This window comes from Streptomyces sp. Ru72 (genome assembly GCF_002920635.1).
In the GTDB taxonomy this organism is placed as follows: Bacteria; Actinomycetota; Actinomycetes; order Streptomycetales; family Streptomycetaceae; genus Streptomyces.
Map to the genome: position 1 here is coordinate 143782 of NZ_PQSR01000001.1, position 20096 is coordinate 163877.

Below are 20096 nucleotides of genomic sequence, written 5' to 3' on the forward strand. Positions count from 1 at the left end.
CATGCCGCAGCCGCTCCGGCAACCCGCCGACGAGCCCGGCTCGTGCTGTGCCAGAAAGGGCGCTTCGTGGCCGATTCCGGCAACCCCAACGAGAACATCCCGTCCACCGACGCCGGCCTGAACGGCGCGGAGGCCGCCTCCAACGGCGAGGTCACCGCGTCGTACGACGCCAGCGCCATCACCGTCCTCGAGGGTCTGGACGCGGTCCGCAAGCGACCCGGCATGTACATCGGTTCGACCGGTGAGCGAGGACTGCACCACCTCGTGTACGAGGTGGTCGACAACTCCGTCGACGAGGCGCTGGCCGGGTACGCGGACACCATCGACGTGACGATCCTGGCCGACGGCGGTGTGCGCGTCGTCGACAACGGCCGCGGTATCCCGGTGGGCATCGTCCCCTCCGAGGGGAAGCCGGCCGTCGAGGTCGTGCTGACGGTGCTGCACGCGGGCGGCAAGTTCGGCGGCGGCGGCTACGCCGTCTCCGGCGGTCTGCACGGCGTCGGTGTCTCCGTCGTCAACGCCCTGTCGTCCAAGGTCTCCGTCGAGGTCAGGACCGACGGCCACCGGTGGACGCAGGACTACAAGATGGGCGTCCCGACGGCCCCGCTCGCCAAGCACGAGGCCACGGACGAGACCGGCACCTCGGTCACCTTCTGGGCCGACCCGGACATCTTCGAGACCACCGAGTACTCCTTCGAGACGCTTTCGCGGCGCTTCCAGGAGATGGCGTTCCTCAACAAGGGCCTGACGATCCGGCTCACCGACGAGCGTGAGTCCGCGAAGGCCACGAGCGGCGCGGACGAGGCGGGTGCCGACGAGAAGGACGAGGTCAAGACCGTCACGTACCACTACGAGGGCGGCATCGTCGACTTCGTGAAGTACCTCAACTCCCGCAAGGGAGACGTGGTGCACCCCTCCGTGATCGATCTCGAGGCCGAGGACAAGGACAAGAGCCTGTCCCTCGAGGTCGCGATGCAGTGGAACAGCGGCTACAGCGAGGGCGTGTACTCCTTCGCGAACATCATCCACACCCACGAGGGCGGTACGCACGAGGAGGGCTTCCGTGCCGCGCTGACCTCGCTGGTCAACAAGTACGCGCGGGACAAGAAGCTGCTGCGTGAGAAGGACGACAACCTCACGGGTGACGACATCCGCGAGGGTCTGACCGCGATCATCTCGGTCAAGCTGAGTGAACCGCAGTTCGAGGGCCAGACCAAGACGAAGCTGGGCAACACGGAGGCCAAGACCTTCGTGCAGAAGGCGGTCTACGAGCACCTCAACGACTGGCTGGACCGCAACCCGAACGAGGCCGCGGACATCGTCCGCAAGGCCATCCAGGCGGCCACCGCGCGCGTGGCGGCCCGCAAGGCGCGTGACCTGACCCGCCGCAAGGGCCTGCTGGAGACGGCGTCCCTGCCGGGCAAGCTCGCCGACTGCCAGTCCAACGACCCCGCCAAGTGCGAGATCTTCATCGTCGAGGGTGACTCCGCCGGTGGCTCCGCCAAGTCCGGCCGCAACCCGCAGTACCAGGCGATCCTCCCGATCCGCGGCAAGATCCTCAACGTGGAGAAGGCCAGGATCGACAAGATCCTGCAGAACCAGGAGATCCAGGCGCTGATCTCGGCCTTCGGTACGGGCGTGCACGAGGACTTCGACATCGAGAAGCTCCGCTATCACAAGATCATCTTGATGGCGGACGCCGACGTCGACGGCCAGCACATCAGCACGCTGCTGCTGACCTTCCTCTTCCGCTTCATGCGGCCGCTGGTCGAGGCCGGGCACGTGTATCTCTCCCGCCCCCCGCTGTACAAGATCAAGTGGGGTCGGGACGACGTGGAGTACGCCTACTCGGACCGCGAGCGCGACGCGCTGATCGAGATGGGACGCCAGCGCGGGAAGCGGGTCCGCGAGGACTCGATCCAGCGCTTCAAGGGCCTCGGCGAGATGAACGCCGAGGAGCTGCGCGTGACCACGATGGACCAGGAGCACCGGGTCCTCGGCCAGGTCACCCTCGACGACGCCGCCCAGGCCGACGACCTGTTCTCGGTCCTGATGGGCGAGGACGTCGAGGCGCGGCGCGCGTTCATCCAGCGCAACGCCAAGGACGTCCGCTTCCTCGACATCTGAGTCGGTCTCAGCTGACCGCACCAGGAAGGATCCTCACCAGCAATGACCGACGAGAACATGCCTGTGACGCCTGAAGAGGGCGGCGAGAGCGGCCTGCGCGTCGAGCCCGTCGGGCTCGAGACGGAGATGCAGCGCTCGTACCTGGACTACGCGATGTCCGTCATCGTGTCCCGAGCGCTGCCCGACGTCCGGGACGGCCTCAAGCCCGTCCACCGCCGCGTGCTGTACGCGATGTACGACGGCGGCTACCGCCCCGACCGCGGCTTCTACAAGTGCGCCCGTGTCGTCGGCGACGTCATGGGCAACTACCACCCGCACGGCGACTCCTCGATCTACGACGCGCTGGTCCGCCTCGCGCAGCCGTGGTCGATGCGGATGCCGCTGGTGGACTCGAACGGCAACTTCGGCTCCCCGGGCAACGACCCGGCGGCGGCGATGCGCTACACCGAGTGCAAGATGGCGCCGCTGTCCATGGAGATGGTCCGTGACATCGACGAGGAGACCGTCGACTTCACGGACAACTACGACGGCCGCTCCCAGGAGCCGACGGTCCTTCCGGCCCGCTTCCCGAACCTGCTGATCAACGGCTCGGCCGGTATCGCGGTCGGCATGGCGACCAACATCCCGCCGCACAACCTGCGCGAGGTCGCGGCCGGCGCCCAGTGGTACCTGGAGAACCCGGAGGCCTCGCACGAGGAGCTGCTCGACGCCCTCATCGAGCGCATCAAGGGCCCGGACTTCCCCACCGGCGCCCTGGTGGTCGGCCGCAAGGGCATCGAGGAGGCCTACCGCACCGGCCGCGGCTCGATCACCATGCGCGCGGTCGTCGAGGTCGAGGAGATCCAGAACCGCCAGTGCCTGGTGGTCACCGAGCTGCCCTACCAGGTCAACCCGGACAACCTGGCGCAGAAGATCGCCGACCTGGTGAAGGACGGCAAGATCGGCGGCATCGCGGACGTCCGCGACGAGACGTCGTCGCGCACCGGCCAGCGCCTGGTCATCGTGCTCAAGCGGGACGCGGTCGCCAAGGTCGTGCTGAACAACCTCTACAAGCACACCGACCTGCAGACGAACTTCGGCGCCAACATGCTGGCGCTCGTCGACGGCGTGCCGCGCACCCTGTCCCTGGACGCGTTCATCCGCCACTGGGTGACGCACCAGATCGAGGTCATCGTCCGCCGTACGCGCTTCCGCCTGCGCAAGGCCGAGGAGCGGGCCCACATCCTGCGCGGCCTGCTGAAGGCCCTGGACGCCATCGACGAGGTCATCGCCCTGATCCGGGGCAGCCAGACCGTCGAGATCGCGCGTGAGGGCCTGATGAGCCTGCTGGAGATCGACGACATCCAGGCCAACGCCATCCTCGAGATGCAGCTGCGGCGCCTGGCCGCCCTGGAGCGCCAGAAGATCGTCCAGGAGCACGACGAACTCCAGGCGAAGATCAACGAGTACAACGAGATCCTCGCCTCCCCCGTCCGCCAGCGCGGCATCGTCAGCGAGGAGCTGGCCGCGATCGTCGAGAAGTACGGCGACGACCGGAAGACGAAGCTGATCCCGTACGAGGGCGACATGTCCATCGAGGACCTGATCGCCGAGGAGGACATCGTCGTCACGGTCACCCGCGGCGGCTACATCAAGCGCACCAAGACCGACGACTACCGCGCCCAGAAGCGCGGCGGCAAGGGCGTGCGCGGCACGAAGCTCAAGGAAGACGACATCGTCGACCACTTCTTCGTGTCGACGACGCACCACTGGCTGCTGTTCTTCACCAACAAGGGCCGTGTCTACCGCGCCAAGGCCTACGAGCTGCCCGACGCCGGCCGGGACGCGCGCGGCCAGCACGTGGCGAACCTGCTGGCCTTCCAGCCGGACGAGGCGATCGCCGAGATCCTCGCCATCCGCGACTACGAGGCCGCGCCGTACCTGGTGCTGGCCACCAAGGGCGGCCTGGTCAAGAAGACGCCTCTGAAGGATTACGATTCGCCCCGTTCCGGCGGTGTCATCGCGATCAATCTCCGTGAGACGGCGGACGGTTCCGACGACGAACTGATCGGGGCCGAACTGGTCTCGCCGGAAGACGATCTGCTTCTGATCAGCAAGAAGGCACAGTCGATCCGGTTCACGGCGACCGACGAGTCCCTGCGCCCGATGGGCCGCGCCACCTCGGGTGTCAAGGGCATGAGTTTCCGTGAGGGCGACGAACTGCTCTCGATGAATGTTGTTCGACCCGGTACGTTCGTGTTCACTGCCACCGACGGTGGGTACGCGAAGCGGACCGCCGTCGACGAGTACCGCGTCCAGGGTCGCGGCGGCCTCGGTATCAAGGCCGCCAAGATCGTGGAGGACCGCGGCTCGCTCGTCGGCGCGCTGGTGGTCGAGGAGACCGACGAGATCCTCGCCATCACACTGTCCGGCGGTGTGATCCGTACGCGGGTCAATGAGATCAGGGAGACGGGCCGTGACACCATGGGCGTCCAACTGATCAACCTGGGCAAGCGCGATGCCGTGGTCGGTATCGCACGTAACGCCGAGGCGGGACGCGAGGCGGAGGAAGTCGACGGCGACGTGGCCGTGGACGAGACCGCGGAAGGTGCCGCGACCACCGGCACGGACGAGGGTGAGGCGCCCTCGGCCGAGTAGCACGAGGAGTGAGTCAGCGTGAGCGGAGCCACGGGCGCCGGATCGACCGGTATGGACACGGACGGCGGCGGCCGTGGCTCCGCCGCGGAAGCGACAGATCCGCACACGACGAATCTGAAGGCGATCAAGCCGCCCGCGACCGACTCGCCCTCCCTCGACCCGCAGCAGAAGCCCGGCTCCGGCCCGGCCGCCGCCGGCGCCGCGCAGCCCGCCCCCGGCGCACAGCCGACCGAGTCCCCGCTGCCCGGTGAGCGCCGGCAGCAGCCCGCGGGCCCCTACCACCCGCCGCAGGCCTACCAGCCGCAGGCCCCGGCCGGTGCCGTACGCCGCCCCCGCACCGGGGCGGGCACGATGCCCCGCACCCGCAAGGCACGCCTGCGTGTGGCCAAGGCCGACCCGTGGTCGGTGATGAAGGTCAGCTTCCTGCTCTCCATCGCGCTCGGCATCTGCACGATCGTGGCCTCCGCGGTGCTGTGGATGGTCATGGACGCGATGGGCGTCTTCTCCACGGTCGGCGGCACGATCTCGGAGGCCACCGGCTCGAACGAGTCGAACGGCTTCGACCTGCAGGCGTTCCTGTCCCTGCCGCACGTCCTGATGTTCACCACGATCATCGCGGTCATCGACGTCGTCCTGGCGACGGCCCTGGCGACGCTCGGCGCCTTCATCTACAACCTGTCGGCCGGTTTCGTGGGCGGCATCGAACTGACGCTGGCGGAGGACGAGTAGACACCGCCCTCGCGTTCTCGCGGAGGCCCGGGAGCCCGCCCGCCGGGTATCGATTTTGGGACTTCCCACCTGGTGCGCTAATCTTCAGGGGTCAGCGCGCGGGAGACACACCGCAGAGCGCGGCGGGGCTATAGCTCAGTTGGTTAGAGCGCATCCCTGATAAGGATGAGGCCACAGGTTCAAATCCTGTTAGCCCCACCAGCACAAAGACCCCCGGTCCACTAGGGCCGGGGGTCTTTTGACACCGCTAGCTGACACCAACGGTCGGGCCACGTCAGGAAGCGTGCAGGGGCACCGCTCGTCGGCCGCCAGAAGAACGTTGATAGGGCCGGTGGCCATGGGTCGATCACCGCATAGAGCGGCCCCCGGTCAAGACAATGCCTCCGGCGGGGGATCGGCCGGCACCGGGATGGAGGGGGCGCCGCCGCCGACTGCGGGTCCGTAGGTGGCATGCGCGGGGAGCTCCCATCCCGTCCACCGCCGACCCAGGCAGAGCCGAGCAGACGCGGTCTACGGCGTCCAGGTCGTTCGTACAGTGGCGCGCTCCACCTGGATGCCATGGACCACGCCCGCTCCACGGTGTGGGTCGACGGCGGACGGGATGGGAGCTGGGGAGAGTGGTGGTTGAGGCACGGGGCAACAGGCCGGCGCCCGGACTGGACCGGACAGGGTCTCGCCATCGCCCACCCGTGTCTTGTCTGTCTTCAGGACTCGCCGCAGGCGTCACGTAGACGTTGAAGGTTTGCCTCATGCTCATCAAGCCACTCAGACGTTGGTTCGAGTCCCAGGGCCACTGTCAACCTGTCGGGATCGTGGACCGAGATGGAGAGCCAGCCGTCTTCGTGTGGGTGGAAGTACAGCTCCAGCCCTCGGCTTCCTTGGGGCCAGCTGGCGTCTTCACCAGCACTGAGGCGTCTTAGTGCTTCCTCCCATTCTTCGAGGTGATCAAGCCAGATGTTGGTCTTCAAGCGGGCATCTACGAAATCCGTAGTTATAAGGCACTCGGCCTGAACCCGGGCGTGTCGTGCTTTGTGGGGCTCAACTGCACGCAGGACGAGGGAGACCCCTCGTCCGTCAGACAGATGTATCAAGTCGACAGGGCCCCACTCGTCCATCCTTCTCCCCTTTTTTTGTCGGTCGTGCATCCAGGGCTTGCGTGCACGATACGGGGGAGTGTCCGACCCCTCTTCCGGAGGGACTGGCAGTAGATCTGTCAAGAGGGAATCAGTCGGCTGACACCAACAGCTGACACCGACAGGTGACACCAACAGGTGCGGCCAGCGCCGACCAACGCCGAACGACAACGGACGATCAGCCAAGGGCGCCAGCCGGTTCGCCGACGTCGCCGAGTCCCCATGATCGACCTGATAAGGATGAGGCCACAGGTTCACATCTTGTTAGCCCCACCAGCACAAACACCCCGGGTCCACTAGGGCCGGGGGTCTTCTGGTGCCGACGGTCCGGGGCGCAGGCTTCGGGCGAAGAGCGGTACCGACAGCAGGAGCAGGGCTCCTTCGACGGCCAGGCTGAGCAGCCCGAGCGGTTCGGTCCAGTTGCCGATGTCGTCGCCGTAGTCGGGCAGTCCCGGGCCCCTGGAGAGGATGTAGCCGAGGAGGGGGCCGACGGCCACCGGCTGCCAGCAGCCATCCTGGTCGGACGAAGCCGACGAGGAGCAGCGCGGCGGTGATCACGGCCGCGATCTCCAGGACGTGGTACGCGACGCCGAGGTAGAAGGGGTCCCTCGTCACCGTGACGCCGCCTTGGTCCACGACATGGATGGCGGCCACGGCGAGGGACAGCAGCGCTCCCACCCACCTGGCCACCCAGGCGGATCCCGGCACCGGCGCGGTGTGGTGTGACATCCGAGATGCCTTCGCCTTGCCCGTGCGGCGCGTGCACGCCGGCCCTGTTCAGGCCCAGCTTCGGCGCACGGCTGCTCCCCGTCGCCCCCGACGGGGCAGACGAGTGACAAGGGGAGGTACCGCCGCGGACGGCGCTCCTGCGGCCGGGATCGCTGATCGCCTCGGGCCGTCGGCGGTGTCAGGGCATGGAAAGGCCCGACCGCCGGCGACGGGGGATGCACCGGCGATCGGGCTATGGCCAAGGGTAACAAGGTGACTTGCGCGGCGGGGGGCTACTGCTCGACGGCGACCCGGGGTTGTGATCCGGATCACTGTCGGCCGCACGGGGGATCGTACGAGAGGCGGGGCAGGTACTCCTGCCATTTCTCCGGCGTCAGAACGCCCCGCGTGGTCGAGCAGATGCGGCGGACGGCCTGGTCGACGTCCAGGTTCCACAGCCGGACGGTGTCCGCGCCGCTCGAGACACCCAGCAGGTGACTGGCGGGGCTGAAGGAGAGGAAGTTGCCCGTCTTGGCGTTGGGACTCATCGACTGGCCGATGGGAGAGGCCTTGTCCGGGTCGCTGACGTTCCACAGCCGTACGGTGTTGTCGTTGCCACCGCTGGCCAGCCGGTGCCCGTCCGGGCTGAACGTCAGCGACACGACCGCCTCCGTGTGGCCGGTGAGGGCGGTGCCCAGCCGGGTGGTGTGGAGCGGGTCGGTGACGTCCCACAGCCGGACCGTGTCGTCGTCGCTGCCGCTGGCCAGCGTGTGGCCGTCCGGGCTGTAGGCGAGCGTGTTGATCGGGCCCAGATGCCCGGTGAGCGGCGAGCCGAGCGGTCGCGGGCGCCGGGGGTCGGCGACGTTCCACAGCCGCACGGTGCCGTCGGCGCTGCCGCTGGCGAGGGTGTGGCCGTCGGGGCTGTAGGCGAGGGCGTTGACGTAGCCGGTGTGACCCGTCAGGGGATTGCCCAGGCGGCGCGGGTGGGCCGGGTCGGTGATGTCCAGCAGCTGGATGGTGCGGTCGTCGTAGTCGACGGCCAGTGTGCGTCCGTCGGGGCTGAGCGCCAGCGCGTCGGCGCCCGCGTACCGGGTCCGCAGCGGGACGGACCGGCCGTAGGAGACCGGATGGGCGGGATCGGCGACGTTCCACAGCTGGACCGTGTTGCTCGTCCCCGTAAGGACGGCGAGGGTGCGGCCGTCGGACGAGAACACCAGCGACCGCAGGTCGCGCTCCCCGGTCGTGAAGGGCTCGCCCAGTGCCACGGGCCGCTCGGGGTCCGTCACGTTCCACAGCCGGACCCTGCTGTCGACCGCGGCCGTCGCGAGGACCTTCCCGTCCGGGCTGAACGCCCCGATCCGGCCGATCATGTCCGACCTGCGTATCGACCACAGCCGGACCTTGCTGTCGCCGCTGCCGGTGGCGAGGGTGTGCCCGTCGGGGCTGAAGCCGAGGGCGTACATCTCGCCGCTGCTGCCCGAGAGCGGCTCGCCCACCTGCGAGGGGTAGGCCGGGTTGCTGACGTTCCACAGGCTCGCCGTGCTGTCCGCGCTGCCCACGGCGATCAGGGATCCGTCCGGGCTGAAGGCCACGGACCACACCGGGCCGGTGTGGCCGGTCAGCGGCTCGCCCAGGGAGTGCGGGTGCCGTGGGTCGGTGACGTCCCACAGCCGGACGGTGTCGTCGGCGCTGCCACTGGCGAGGGTGTGGCCGTCCGGACTGAAGGCCACGGAGTGCACGGTGTGGGTGTGGCCGGTCACGGGCTCGCCGAGGGAGTGCGGGTGCCGTGGGTCGGTGACGTCCCACAGCCGGACCGTGGTGTCGTCGCCGCCGGACGCCAGTGTCTTCCCGTCGGGGCTGAACGCGATGGACCGTACGGCGTTGGTGTGGCCGGTCAGCCTGGTGAGCGGGACAGGATGCCGGGGGTCGGTGACGTTCCACAGCCGTACGGTGTGATTCTCGTCGGCGGTGGCGAGCGTGTGCCCGTCCGGGCTGAAGGCGGCCAGGAAGATCGTGCCGTCGTGGCCGGTCACGGGCCCGCCCAGGGGGCGCGGGTGGCGGGGATCGGTGACGTCCCACAGCCGTATCGTGCCGTCGTCCCCGGCGCTGGCCAGGGTGCGGCCGTCCGGGCTGAAGACAGCGCTGCTCACCCAGCTCGTGTGGCCCCTGAGGGGCTTGCCCAGGGGGCGGGGGCGCGTCGGGTCCGTGACGTCCCACAGCCGGACGGTCCTGTCGTAGCTGGCGGTGGCCAGGGTCCGCCTGTCCGGGCTGAAGGAGGTCAGGTAGACGGCGCCGGTGTGGCCGAGCAGCGGTGTGGCCAGAGGCGCGTTCACGATGGAGATCAACCGGCTGTTGGTGCCCTCGTCGTCCGGTCGCAAGCGGTGGGCCACGACGTCGATCTGGGCGGACAGCGACGGATCGGTGTACTGCACCCGTTCCGCTTCGGCGACCACCTGCTCGAACACCGCGTCGTCCCGCTGCTGCCACGCGATCACCGACGAACCGACCGCCAGCACCGCCAGGACGACCAGCGCCGCCACCGCTCCCCGCCGGAGCCGGACGGTGCGCTTGCGCAGCCGGACCGAAGCGGCCAGGAACTCCACCGCGCTGCGGGTGAGAAAGGTGTCGCCCGAGGACGTCGCCCAGGTGTGAGCCTGCTCCAGCCGGGACCCCCGGTACAGCAGCGCGCTGTCGCGGTGGGACTCCTCCCAGGCCCTGCCGTCCTCCTCCAGCCGCTGGCGCAGCAGGTTCCCGTTCCGGTCCTCGTCGATCCAGTCGCGCAGGCGTGGCCAGGCGTGGAGCAGCGCCTCATGGGTGATCTCCACGGTCTCCGCGTCGAGCGTCACCAGTCGTGCGCGGACCAGCGCTTCGAGTGACTCCTCCGTCTTGCCGGGGTCCGTCGACTCCTCAGCCAGTTGCCGCCGGGTCCCCCGCCTGCGGGTGGCGTGGGTGTCCTCGCCCAGCCGGACCAGCCTGAGCAGGAGCAGGCGCGCGGCCGTGCGGGCCGCCGGGTCGAGACCGGACCAGGCCCGCTCGGCCGTCGCCGCCACCGCTCCCTGGATCCCGCCGGCCGCGCGGTAGCCGGCCAGCGTCAGCCGACCCGCCTTGCGGCGCTGCCAGGTGGCGAGCAGGGCGTGCGAGAGCAGGGGCAGTACGCCCGCGTCGTGCGCCCCGCGCGGGCCGTCGACGCTCACCTCCCGCACGATCAGCTCGGCCAGCCCCGGTTCGAGTTCGAGTCCCACGGCCTTGGCCGGGCCCGACACCGCTTCGCGCAGCTCCGCCGTGGTCAGCGGCCCGAGCACCATGTGACGGTGCTGCAGCGCGTCGGCGAGTTCGGGATGCCCGAGGCACTGCTCGTAGAAGTCGGCGCGTATGCCGAGGACCACCAGCACGGGGGCGAGGTCACCGGGGGCGGCGGGCGAGCACGCCGCGTGCAGGAGCCGGACTAACATGCGCCGGTCGGCCTCGTCCGGGCAGAGGGTGAACGCCTCCTCGAACTGGTCCACGATGACGACCGGGCGAGCGGCGCGGGACGTCTCGCGCCGCGCCCAGGCCGCGACGGCCTCCCGCACCGCGTGCTCGAAGCGTCCGGTGCCTGGCGCGTGCGCCTCCGCTTCCTGCTCCGCGGACAGGACGGGGACGAGCTCGGGGATCCGGCGGGTCAGCTCCGCGAGGGGGTCGCCGCCCGGTACGAGCTGCAGTACGTCCCTGTCGCGGCCGCCGCGCAGGGCGGGCACCAGACCGGCGTTGAGCAGGGAGGACTTTCCCGCTCCGGAGGCGCCCACGAGCATGACCAGGCCGCCGGTCCGCTCCGCCGCCTCCAGCTGGCCGACGAGGGCGGCCGTGCACCGCTCCCGGCCGAAGAACCACCGGGCATCCTCCTGGCGGTAGGGAGCCAGCCCCCGGTACGGGCACACGCCACCGGGGACGGTCGGGGCGTCGGCGGACGAACGCTCCTCGTCCTCCGTCTCGTCCTCGGACGCCGGGGGGCGGTCGCCGACCGGGTCGGCCACCGCTCGCTCCCACAGACGCTGCCACTGGGCCAGGTCGTACAGGCCGGTGGACACCGGCGCGGGCCGTGAGCGCCGTGCTTCGGGGATCAGTACGTGCAGCACCGCCGCGAGGGCGGTGAACTGGGCGGGCACGTTCCTGGCCCGCCGCCAGTCGCTGATCCGTTGCGCGGACACCCGCACCGGGCGCCCTCGTTCGTCGACCCGCTGCAGCCGGACGACCGCCTCGGACACGCGTTTGAGGGGAGGGTTGCCGGCCTCCTTGTACAGCAGGGCGAGACGTTCCGCGAAGGCCGTGCGTGCTCCCGAGTCGGAACTCAAGGTCCCCACCTCTTACTTCCACCGCACCTGACGTCCGGACCGGAAAACTCACCTTATACGGCTGACCTGCGGTTAAGTCGCCCGGACCGTACCGGAACCTCCTCGCTGACGGCATCAACTGGCAGGATCCACGGCGCGGGAGCGAACCGACCGCGCGGTGCCCGGACAGGCCACCGACCGGCGCTCGGCGAGACGACGTGCGACATCGCAGGTCCGCGACGCGCCCTGCCTTTCCTCGACCGCGCCGGTACGGCACGGCTCGACGCCACCACCCGGTTCGGCACCGGTCTCCGCGAGGGGAGGGACCGGTGCCGGACGGTGGGGCACGGAGAAGACGCCCCCGCTTCCACCCGAGTGTCCCGGGCCGCCGCCATCGCCACCGTACGCCGCCTTCCATCGCCGCACGCCCCTGGCTAACTGACGGTCAGTCAGTTACGGTCTGCCCTGCCGTACCGTTTCCGAAAGGGGGGGTGCAGTGCAGACACGTCCGCAGAGTCCCCGGCCGCCGGGCACCCCACGGTGGGTCGCGATGTACCACCAGCCGTCCACGGACTCCTGGCGGGTGGCGGCGCAGTCGCCCCACCGCTCCGCCGTGCTGTACGCGGTCGGTGAGATGACCCAGACCGTCCGGGCACGCGGAGGCGACGTGAGGGTCGCGCTGTGGGGTCCGAAGGACGGCGCCTGGCATCTGTTCGACGCGCCGGAGGGCAGGACCGCCGCGGCACCGCCTCCGCGTCCCGCCCGGAGCAGCGAGGAGCCGGGCAAGCTCGCCGAACGCATGGCCGACCGCCGCCACCAGGTCCTGATGGCCGGCCTGGGCACGGCAGGGCTGTACGACCTCACGCAGGAGGACACGGCGGCGCTCCGGGAGCTGGTGGCGCGGCTCGACGAGCCCACGGTGCGTCGCGTCGCCCACTGGCTCGCCGCCGCCGGCGGCCAGGGGGTGTCCGTCTGACGATTTCCGTCGGGCGCGTGACGCCCGGCGGGAAGCCCGTCACGCAGCGGTCCCGGGCCCACAGCCGCAGGCCCCAGACCCCTGGCCCAGGCACTTCGGTCCGTCACCACCCCGCGCGCGGAACGCTACGGTTGCCTCTGTGCGGACGGAGAGAGAGGCGGACCGGATGAGCAGCACCGTCGCGGAGGCCCTGGTCACCCTGGGCCGCCGGTACGTACGGGACGCTCCGGGCTCGCTCGGCAAGGCGTTCCTGGCCGCGCGGTTCCTGAACCCGCATCTGCGGGACCACCCCCGCCGACGGGTCGTCGAGACCCGCTTCGGTGCGCGGTTCGCGGTCGACACCCAGGACCTGATCCAGCGGTACCTGTATCTCTTCGGGGTGTGGGAGCCGCACATGACCCGCTGGATCCAGCGTCGGCTGAAGCCGGGAGACGGCTTCATCGACGTCGGGGCCAACATCGGCGTCTTCAGCGTGCTGGCCTCACACCTCGTCGGCGAGCGGGGACAGGTCGTGGCGATCGAGGCCTCCCCGGCGTTCCACCACCGCCTGGTGCAGCAGGCCCGGCTGAACGGGTGCCGGAACATCCGGGCCGTGAACGCCGCCGTCTCCGACGGGCCGAGCACACTGACCTTCGTGCTCGCCAGTTCGCGCAACATGGGCGCGAACAGCATCGTCCCCTACGACGGGCCGGCCGAGTCCACCTTCGAGATCGACGCCCTGCCGCTGCCGGAGCTGCTCGACCCGCAGGAGATCGCGAACGCCCGCGTGATCAAGATAGATGTCGAGGGGGCTGAGGGCGGCGTCGTCCGCGGACTGGTGCCCGTGCTGGGCAAGCTCCGGCCGGACGCGGAGATCACCGTGGAGGTGACCCCCGAGCGCATGGCGCGGCTCGGCGACCGTGCCGAGGACTTGATGAACACCATGGCCGATGCCGGCTTCCACGCCTACCGGCTGGCCAACGACTACGCGGCCGGGAGCTACCCGCGAGCGCTGAGCGGGACGCCCGGGGTGGCGGTCCGCCTGCGGGGCCCGGTCGTCGAGGAGACCGATGTGGTCTTCTCCCGGGTGGACGCCGAGACCCTGCCCTGACGCGACGCGCCTCGGCAGCGGGAGTGGGGCCAGGCGGTGCCCCGGGCAACGGGCGTGAGGGCGGTTGGTGCCTGCGGGCACGCGCGGGTCCGGTGCGGTTGGTGCCTGCGGGCACGCGCGGGCCCGGTGCGGATGGCGGGCGCCTGCGCACGCGCGGGCCTGAGGTCCGATGGTGCTTTGCGGATACGCCCGGGCCCGGGCCCAGGCGGTGCTTCCGGGCGTCAGGGGCCCGCACCGAGGCGGTGCTTCCTGGCGTCAGGGGCCTGCGGTCACATGGTGCTTCCGGCGCTCGGGTACCGCCAGCCGCAGGACGCCAACGCCTTGGCCCTCGCCTCCACGACCGCCATACGCCGCTCCCGCTCGGCGGGATCGACATGCGATGCCTGACCCGTGGCCTGCCCCTGCCACTTCCGGTACAGCAGCCCCACCTCCCGGCAGAACCAGCCCCGGCTCACGGCGTTCAGCGCGAGCAGCAGGCCCGTGTCCTCGGATGCCGGCAGCGCCATCCAGCCCCCCAGCGCCATCAGGAGATCGCGCCGGACGCAGAGCGTCGCCGGGTGGACCTGGGCGCGGAAGTCGTTCGCCCTCCAGAAGTCGAGGACCGCGCCGCGTTCGACCGGCCCGTCCGCCGGATCTCCGGGGAAGCCGGCCGTCGAGCCGTCCGGCAGGAGGTCCAGCGCGCGGGACGTGGTCCAGCCCAGGGCGGGGTCCGCTTCGAGGACGGCCAGGTCGCGGGCCAGGGTGCCCGGCGGGAGCTGGTCGTCGGCGTCCAGCACCTTCACGTACGCGCCGTCGGTGTGCGCCAGGGCCATCGTGCGGGCGACGCCGGGTCCGCCGGGCCGGCCCTGACGGAAGGTCACGCGCTCGTCGTCCGGGACGTACGGGCGGACATCGTCCGTCTCCCCGTCCTCCTGGATCACCCAGTGCCACTCCCAGCCCTCCGGAAGCCACTGTTCGCACAGGGACTTGTACGCCTCCGGCAGGAACCGGGCCGACGGGGCGTGGACAGCGGTGACGACGATGAGGCGCCCGCTCACGGCAGCGCTCACCACCTTTCCAGGGGAGTGACGAAGACCAGCTCCGTGCGGTCGCCGGGCAGCGTGACGTCGGTGATGTCCACGACGCGGCCGCCGGTGTCGTACGAGGTCTTGCGGAGCAGGATCACCGACGTCCCGGGCGGAAGCTCCAGTTCCTGCGCCTCTTCGGGGGTCGGCGGACGGGCGGTGAAGCGCTCCTCGATGCGGTCGACCTCGATGCCGACCGTGTGGAGCTGGTTCTGTGTGCCACCGGGCCAGGGCTCGTTGGAGTCGTCCAGCAGATCCGGATTCCCCGCGACCACGTCACGGACGAGGTAGGAGGTCACGAGACTGAACGGGGCGGTCTCGGCCGCGCAGCGTGTCCGGTAGGTGCGCTCCAGCAGGACCGTGCCGTCCGGGACGCCGAACGCGTCCGCGAGCTTCTTGGGCGCCTTCGTCTCGCGGTACGTCGCGTCGAACAGGAGGTGGTGCGACGCGAGCCCGGTGTCGTGCTCCGTCGCCCCCGTCCGCGCCCGCGTGGCCAGCGGCTGCCGGGCGCGGTCCTTCTCCCACTGGTGCCGTCCGTTGTGGCGCACCACCGGCGTCCGCAGACGCCGTACGCAGGTACCGCGGCCGTACCGCCTGTCCATCAGCCGGTCGTCGGCTATCGGCTCGTACGCCTTGGGCACTGGTGCTCTCACCGATCCGTCGGGGACCCTCCAGGTCAGCCTAGGACTGCTCAAGAGGTCCTGACGACTCGGGAACGGCACGGAAGGGGCACGGGCCGCGCAGCGGAATGCGTCGGTGCGGCACGACGAGCGCACGGCAGGCGGCCCGGCACCTGGGAGCAGGTGCCGGGCAGTCTGCCGTCGGCGTGTACGCAAGTCGCCTTGGTGGGTCCTGGAGAGGGTCTGTCCGTCCTGGACGTCGTCCGCGGATCCGTCAGCTGCGCAGCAGCACGGTCGGCTCCTCGAAGGGCCGTGGTACGTCGTGGGAGCGCAGGGCGTGGTGGGTGAGGGGAGCGATCGCGGCGGCGGCCGTGGAGGGGAGGTGGCGGCAGGAGGGGGAGGAGCCGTGGGCCTCGGCCCTGATGCGTTGCTTCATCGTGGGGGGCAGGGACTGGACGAGAGCCCGGTGTCCGTGCGCCGGCCACGGCAGCATCACCTGCGGGCCGGAGGTGCGCGCCGACTGCGGCTGTGGTACCGACGCGGCCGCGGCCGTCGTGGCGGTCGTGGTGGCGAATCCAAGCGCGGCGCACAGCGCCAGGAAGGCGGTGACGACGGCGGTCCACAGCTTCATGACCTTGTTCCGGGCCATGACCCCTCACTTTCGGGTTGGGCGATTTGCGTACTTTCCTCATGATGTGTATGGGGGCTGCGAAGTGGTGGACCGACGCCCGTGCCGCGTCGATCTTCGGATGAACACCACCCGGATGGGCGCACGGGGTCGCACAGGGCCGAAAAAAGCCGGAAATCTGTGGTGGAGGGCGGTGAACATCACACACCGCGAGGTCCGCTCACCCGAGGATCGTCAGCGGCGAGGCCCGGTCGTACTGCGCCGTACCGGGCCGGAGTTGAGCGTCGGCTCAGGTCACCGATCGATATCGATCGGTGTGTATAGTCGGGCGCCAGAGGTCCCCTACGTCAAGGAAAGACGAGGTCGCGCGGTGAAGAAGCTTCTCCTGGTCGCACTGGCCGCCATCGGCGGGCTCCTCGTGTACCGCCAGATCCAGGCGGATCGCGCCGAGCAGGATCTGTGGACGGAGGCGACTGACTCCGTGCCCACGGGTTCGTGAGTCACGACAGACAGCAGTTCAGAGCAGACCCCGGCCGCCGCGCGGTCGGGGTTTTGTGTTGCTTTCTCCAGCGACTCCCCCATGCCTCCCTGCCCGTCAAGGGATCGATCGCTGCCGCAGACGCCGTTCCCCGGGGTGAGCATTTCGGCCGCTCCTCGCTGATGCGCTGATGTCCCTGTGACCGGCGGGGCAGGATGGGCGGCAGTCCGGAGGGAGCGGCGGCAAACGGGTCGGGACGGCCCACGGCCAGAGGGGGCGCGGGATGTGGTGGCGCACGGAAGCGCGGCACGGAGCGCGGGGGCGTGGGCTCACGCAGGCACACGCGGTGGTGGCCCTGTGCGCGACGGCCGCGCTCGGTGTCACCCTGGCGCTTCCCGCGCGAGCTGCCCCCGCCGTCCCGGCGGCCGACGGTACGCCCGCTCCCTACGCCTTCGCGCCCGACGCCGGAACCGTCCCGGGCGCCACCGGCACCACGGACGCCGCGCGCCTTGATCCCGGACACACGTACCGGAGCACCCTCCCCGCGGCCGGCAAGCTCTACTACCGCCTGGACCTCGACGCCACCACCAACGCCTACGTCTCCGCGACCGCCGTCCCCCGGGCCGGCGCCCGGGTCTCCGCCTCCGACGGTGTGCGGGTCACCGTCCAGGATGCCGACGGCGCCACCTGCTCCTCCGGCACGACACACTTCGGCCCCACCCAGAGCCCGCACCCCGTCGCCGCGTGGGCCGCCCGCGAGACCGGGCCCGGCAGCTACGGGTGCAGGGACGCCGGGGTGTACTACGCCGTCGTCGAACGGCGCGACCTGTCAGGATCCGCGACCGGCGCCTGGGACCTGGAGCTGGACTACGTCACCGAACCCTCCCTGCGGCGGCCGGGCGCCACGACCACCACACCGCCCGGCGCCTGGAACTCGGCGACCCCCGACGCCCTGCTGGGCGACCCCGTCCGGCGCGCGGGAGGGGCCGGCTTCGCCACGGCAAGCCCACTCGGCCAGGGCGTCTGGCAGGACGCGATCCGGCCGGGGCAGACCCTCTTCTACAAGGTGCCCGTCGACTGGGGCCGGCAACTCGCCGCCACCGCCGAGCTGGGCAGCTCCCCCGGCGGCTCTCCCGGCGACGGCTACGTCGGCACCGCCCTTGCCATGACGCTGTACAACCCCGTCCGCGGCCACGTCGACGACGCCACCACCGGGTACAGCGGTGCCCAGACCTCGGCGGCCCTCACCCCGCTGCCGCCCGTCGCCTACGCCAACCGCCATGCCGCCGGCGACCGCACGAGCGCAATGCGTTTCGCGGGCTGGTACTACCTCGCCGTGCACCTCGCCGCACCCGTCGCGCAGCGGTTCGGGAACGGCCCGTTCGGACTGACGCTGCGCGTGCGGGTGAGCGGGACGGCGACGTCCCCTCCCGCGTACGCGGGGTGGTCCGCGCCGCGCGATGTGTTCCGGGTGACCGCGGCCGACCGGGAGGAAACCGCGATGGGGACGATCGGTGGCGGCGGGGGAGCGGGAACGGCCGCGAGCGGCGGGGACCGGCGGTCCCGCACGATGGAGGTGGTCGCGGTGGGCGGGATCGGCACCGGGACCGCACTCGTCCTGGTGCTCGGGGTGTGGACGGCGGCCGCCCGGCGGCGGGCGCGAAGCCGATGGGCCGGGTGAGCGCCGCTCAGATGCGCAGCAACGCCCAGAACCCGACCGCGTAGCACAGCAGCGCGAGAAGCAGGACCGGCACGGCGACCTTCGCGGGCGGGCCGGGGCGCCGGGTGGCCGCTCGCCTGCCGTGCCGGGCCGCCCGCTGCGGCTCCGTGGGCGTGTGCGGGGACGGGACGGCGTGGGCCTGGAGTGGGTGCCGGGCGGCGACCGCCGGGGTTGTCGCGGGCGCCGTGGCGGAGGGCACGCGGGTGGGGGTGTGGTGCGGGGCATGGGCCGGGGCCACGGCCGCCGCGGGCGGTGACGGCGGCCGGGCGGGCGGCTGTGGCGGCACCGGGACCGCCTCGCGCGGCGAGGGCAGCGGCGGCGGCAGATGGAAGCTCCCGGTGTCCGACATGGCGGACGGCCGCGGAGGCGGCCCCGGCTCGGACGTCGGCGTGGGACCGGGCGTCGGTGTGGAGATCACCGTGGGCGTGGGGCCGGGAGCGGGCATGGGGCCGGATGACGGCGGGGAGCCGGCCGTCGGCGTGGAGCCGGATGCGGGCGTGGAACTGGCCGTCGGCGTGGAGCCGGATGCGGGCGTGGAACGGGCCGTCGGCGTGGAGCCGGATGCGGGCGTGGAACGGGCCGTGGGCGTGTAGCCGGCCGTCGGCGTGGGGCCGGCCGTCCATGCGGTGTCGGACTTCGGCTCCGATGCGGCCGAAGGCGCAGGACCGGGTGACGGAGTCGGATCGACCGTGGGTCTGGGCGGTACGACGAGGGGAGCGGCCACCGGCCTCACGGCAGGGGGAGGCGGCCCGGGTGTCGCGGTGCCCGGAACCCCGGGCCCGGCACCGACCGAACCGGCACCGACCGAACCGGCACCGACCGAACCGGCACCGCTCGTCGGGGGTGCCATGGTCGGCCGCGGCGGTATCGAACCGGTCGCCGGCCACGATGTCGACACCCTGTCCGCCGACACCCGGTGCGCAGACACCCTGTCCCCCGACACCCCACCGGCCGAACCACCCGCCCCCGAGCGCACCGGCCCGTCGGGCCCGAACCCCGCCGGAAGCGGACCGAGTTGGTCGAAGATCTCCACCTGCTCCACGTCGGGCCCCGGCTCCGGCAGCAGCTCCACGGCGGCGGCAAGCGCCTTGCGGGCCCCGATCGCCGTACGGAACCGCGCGGCCGGATCCGGCTGCACCAGGGTCGCGACCACCTCCCAGAGCGGCCCGGGCACGCCCTGTGGCGCCCCCGGCGTCCCGTTGGCCGTGAAGTACTCGACCAGCGCCTTGGCGTCAGGTTTGGCACCCTGCAGCAGATACAGGGCGACCAGGCCCACGGCGAACAGGTCGGCCGGGAAGTCCGGCTCCACGCCCAGCAGTTGCTCCGGCGCGAGATAACCGGGCGTGCCCACCACGTAGTCGGTCTCCGTCAGCCGCGGCTCACCCAGCCGCATGGCGATGCCGAAGTCCGACAGCCGCAGCCGGGGCCGGGCCGTGCCGGTGGCCTCCATAAGGATGTTGGCGGGCTTGATGTCCCGGTGCACCACCCCCTCCGCGTGCACGGCCGCGAGCCCGGACAGCAGCTGGTCGAGCAGGGTGCAGACGAAGGCGGGGGGCAGCGGCCCGTAGTCCCCGACGAGGTGGACCAGCGAGCCACCGGCGACCAGGTCCATGGTGAACAGCACCTTGTCGTCGTCCGCGGCCCAGCTCGCGGGCGCCAGCACATGGGGGTGGTCGATGCGCAGCGCCTGTTCGCGCACGAACCTCAGCAGGGAGTGGGCGTCGCGCTGCTGCAGCACCTTCGCGGCCACGTAACGGCGTCGTCGGTGGTCCCAGGCGCGCCACACCGCACCGACTCCCCCGCGCCCGATGGGATCGACCAGTTCGTACCGCCCGGCGAAGACCTCACCCATGGTCGTACGTCGCTCCCCCTCCCG

Annotated in this window: 14 protein-coding genes and 1 tRNA gene; 8 read left to right on the forward strand and 7 right to left on the reverse strand. The window is 71.2% G+C overall.

Annotated features, from left to right (window positions below):
* Positions 1-42 precede the first annotated feature (42 nt).
* The 4 genes from gyrB (at position 43) to C3488_RS00700 (ending at position 5694) form a co-directional block, all read left to right on the forward strand.
* A complete protein-coding gene (gyrB, locus tag C3488_RS00685) occupies positions 43-2127 on the forward strand; it encodes a DNA topoisomerase (ATP-hydrolyzing) subunit B (protein ID WP_103837301.1) in 2085 nt (694 codons plus the stop codon).
* Between the two features lie 42 nt (positions 2128-2169).
* A complete protein-coding gene (gene gyrA, locus C3488_RS00690) occupies positions 2170-4764 on the forward strand; it encodes a DNA gyrase subunit A (protein ID WP_103837302.1) in 2595 nt (864 codons plus the stop codon).
* 18 nt (positions 4765-4782) lie between these two features.
* Positions 4783-5493, forward strand: a complete 711-nt coding sequence (locus tag C3488_RS00695) for a DUF3566 domain-containing protein (RefSeq protein ID WP_103837303.1) — start codon at positions 4783-4785, stop codon at positions 5491-5493.
* A 124-nt stretch (positions 5494-5617) separates the two neighbouring features.
* A tRNA-Ile gene (locus tag C3488_RS00700) sits at positions 5618-5694 on the forward strand.
* A 503-nt stretch (positions 5695-6197) separates the two neighbouring features.
* Here the strand turns inward: C3488_RS00700 and C3488_RS42475 are convergent.
* From C3488_RS42475 to C3488_RS00710, 3 genes are all read right to left on the reverse strand, one after another.
* Positions 6198-6638: a DUF5959 family protein gene (locus tag C3488_RS42475; RefSeq protein WP_374955386.1), complete on the reverse strand. Its 441-nt coding sequence runs from the start codon at positions 6636-6638 to the stop codon at positions 6198-6200.
* A 284-nt stretch (positions 6639-6922) separates the two neighbouring features.
* A complete protein-coding gene (locus C3488_RS41210; RefSeq protein ID WP_258053225.1) occupies positions 6923-7123 on the reverse strand; it encodes a hypothetical protein in 201 nt (66 codons plus the stop codon).
* Positions 7124-7663: 540 nt separating this feature from the next.
* The gene (locus tag C3488_RS00710) at positions 7664-11674 is read right to left on the reverse strand and encodes an AAA family ATPase (protein ID WP_103837304.1); all 4011 of its coding nucleotides are present in this window, start codon (positions 11672-11674) and stop codon (positions 7664-7666) included.
* Positions 11675-12194: 520 nt separating this feature from the next.
* Between C3488_RS00710 and C3488_RS00715 the strand changes: the two genes are divergently transcribed.
* Both C3488_RS00715 and C3488_RS00720 read left to right on the forward strand, forming a co-directional pair.
* Positions 12195-12620, forward strand: a complete 426-nt coding sequence (locus C3488_RS00715; RefSeq protein WP_103837305.1) for a hypothetical protein — start codon at positions 12195-12197, stop codon at positions 12618-12620.
* Positions 12621-12786: 166 nt separating this feature from the next.
* Complete coding sequence (locus C3488_RS00720; protein WP_103837306.1) at positions 12787-13710, forward strand: FkbM family methyltransferase; 924 nt, start codon at positions 12787-12789, stop codon at positions 13708-13710.
* A gap of 269 nt (positions 13711-13979) precedes the next feature.
* On the opposite strand, the gene C3488_RS00725 is transcribed toward C3488_RS00720, so the two are convergent.
* From C3488_RS00725 to C3488_RS00735, 3 genes are all read right to left on the reverse strand, one after another.
* Complete coding sequence (locus tag C3488_RS00725) at positions 13980-14759, reverse strand: glycosyltransferase (RefSeq protein WP_181138832.1); 780 nt, start codon at positions 14757-14759, stop codon at positions 13980-13982.
* On the reverse strand, positions 14756-15376 hold the full coding sequence (locus tag C3488_RS00730; RefSeq protein ID WP_103837377.1) for a UTRA domain-containing protein: 621 nt from the start codon (positions 15374-15376) through the stop codon (positions 14756-14758). The genes C3488_RS00725 and C3488_RS00730 overlap by 4 nt, the downstream gene beginning before the upstream one ends.
* Positions 15377-15668: 292 nt before the next feature.
* Positions 15669-16043, reverse strand: a complete 375-nt coding sequence (locus C3488_RS00735) for a DUF6344 domain-containing protein (RefSeq protein WP_219822290.1) — start codon at positions 16041-16043, stop codon at positions 15669-15671.
* A 349-nt stretch (positions 16044-16392) separates the two neighbouring features.
* On the opposite strand from C3488_RS00735, the gene C3488_RS41030 reads away from it, so the two are divergent.
* Both C3488_RS41030 and C3488_RS00745 read left to right on the forward strand, forming a co-directional pair.
* Complete coding sequence (locus C3488_RS41030; RefSeq protein ID WP_003999697.1) at positions 16393-16521, forward strand: DLW-39 family protein; 129 nt, start codon at positions 16393-16395, stop codon at positions 16519-16521.
* Between the two features lie 262 nt (positions 16522-16783).
* On the forward strand, positions 16784-18181 hold the full coding sequence (locus C3488_RS00745; protein ID WP_258053226.1) for a hypothetical protein: 1398 nt from the start codon (positions 16784-16786) through the stop codon (positions 18179-18181).
* A gap of 7 nt (positions 18182-18188) precedes the next feature.
* On the opposite strand, the gene C3488_RS00750 is transcribed toward C3488_RS00745, so the two are convergent.
* Positions 18189-20072 carry a serine/threonine-protein kinase gene (locus tag C3488_RS00750; protein ID WP_103837307.1) on the reverse strand — a complete coding sequence of 628 codons (1884 nt, stop codon included), beginning with the start codon at positions 20070-20072 and terminating at the stop codon, positions 18189-18191.
* Positions 20073-20096: the final 24 nt, after the last annotated feature.

Coding starts and splice junctions, on each gene's coding strand:
- gyrA (WP_103837302.1), top strand. CDS start 2,170: ATGACCGACGAGAACATGCCTGTGACGCCTGAAGAGGGCGGCGAGAGC.
- C3488_RS42475 (WP_374955386.1), bottom strand. CDS start 6,638: ATGCACGACCGACAAAAAAAGGGGAGAAGGATGGACGAGTGGGGCCCT.
- C3488_RS00715 (WP_103837305.1), top strand. CDS start 12,195: ATGTACCACCAGCCGTCCACGGACTCCTGGCGGGTGGCGGCGCAGTCG.
- C3488_RS00720 (WP_103837306.1), top strand. CDS start 12,787: ATGAGCAGCACCGTCGCGGAGGCCCTGGTCACCCTGGGCCGCCGGTAC.
- C3488_RS00730 (WP_103837377.1), bottom strand. CDS start 15,376: ATGGACAGGCGGTACGGCCGCGGTACCTGCGTACGGCGTCTGCGGACG.
- C3488_RS00735 (WP_219822290.1), bottom strand. CDS start 16,043: ATGGCCCGGAACAAGGTCATGAAGCTGTGGACCGCCGTCGTCACCGCC.
- C3488_RS00745 (WP_258053226.1), top strand. CDS start 16,784: ATGTGGTGGCGCACGGAAGCGCGGCACGGAGCGCGGGGGCGTGGGCTC.
- C3488_RS00750 (WP_103837307.1), bottom strand. CDS start 20,072: ATGGGTGAGGTCTTCGCCGGGCGGTACGAACTGGTCGATCCCATCGGG.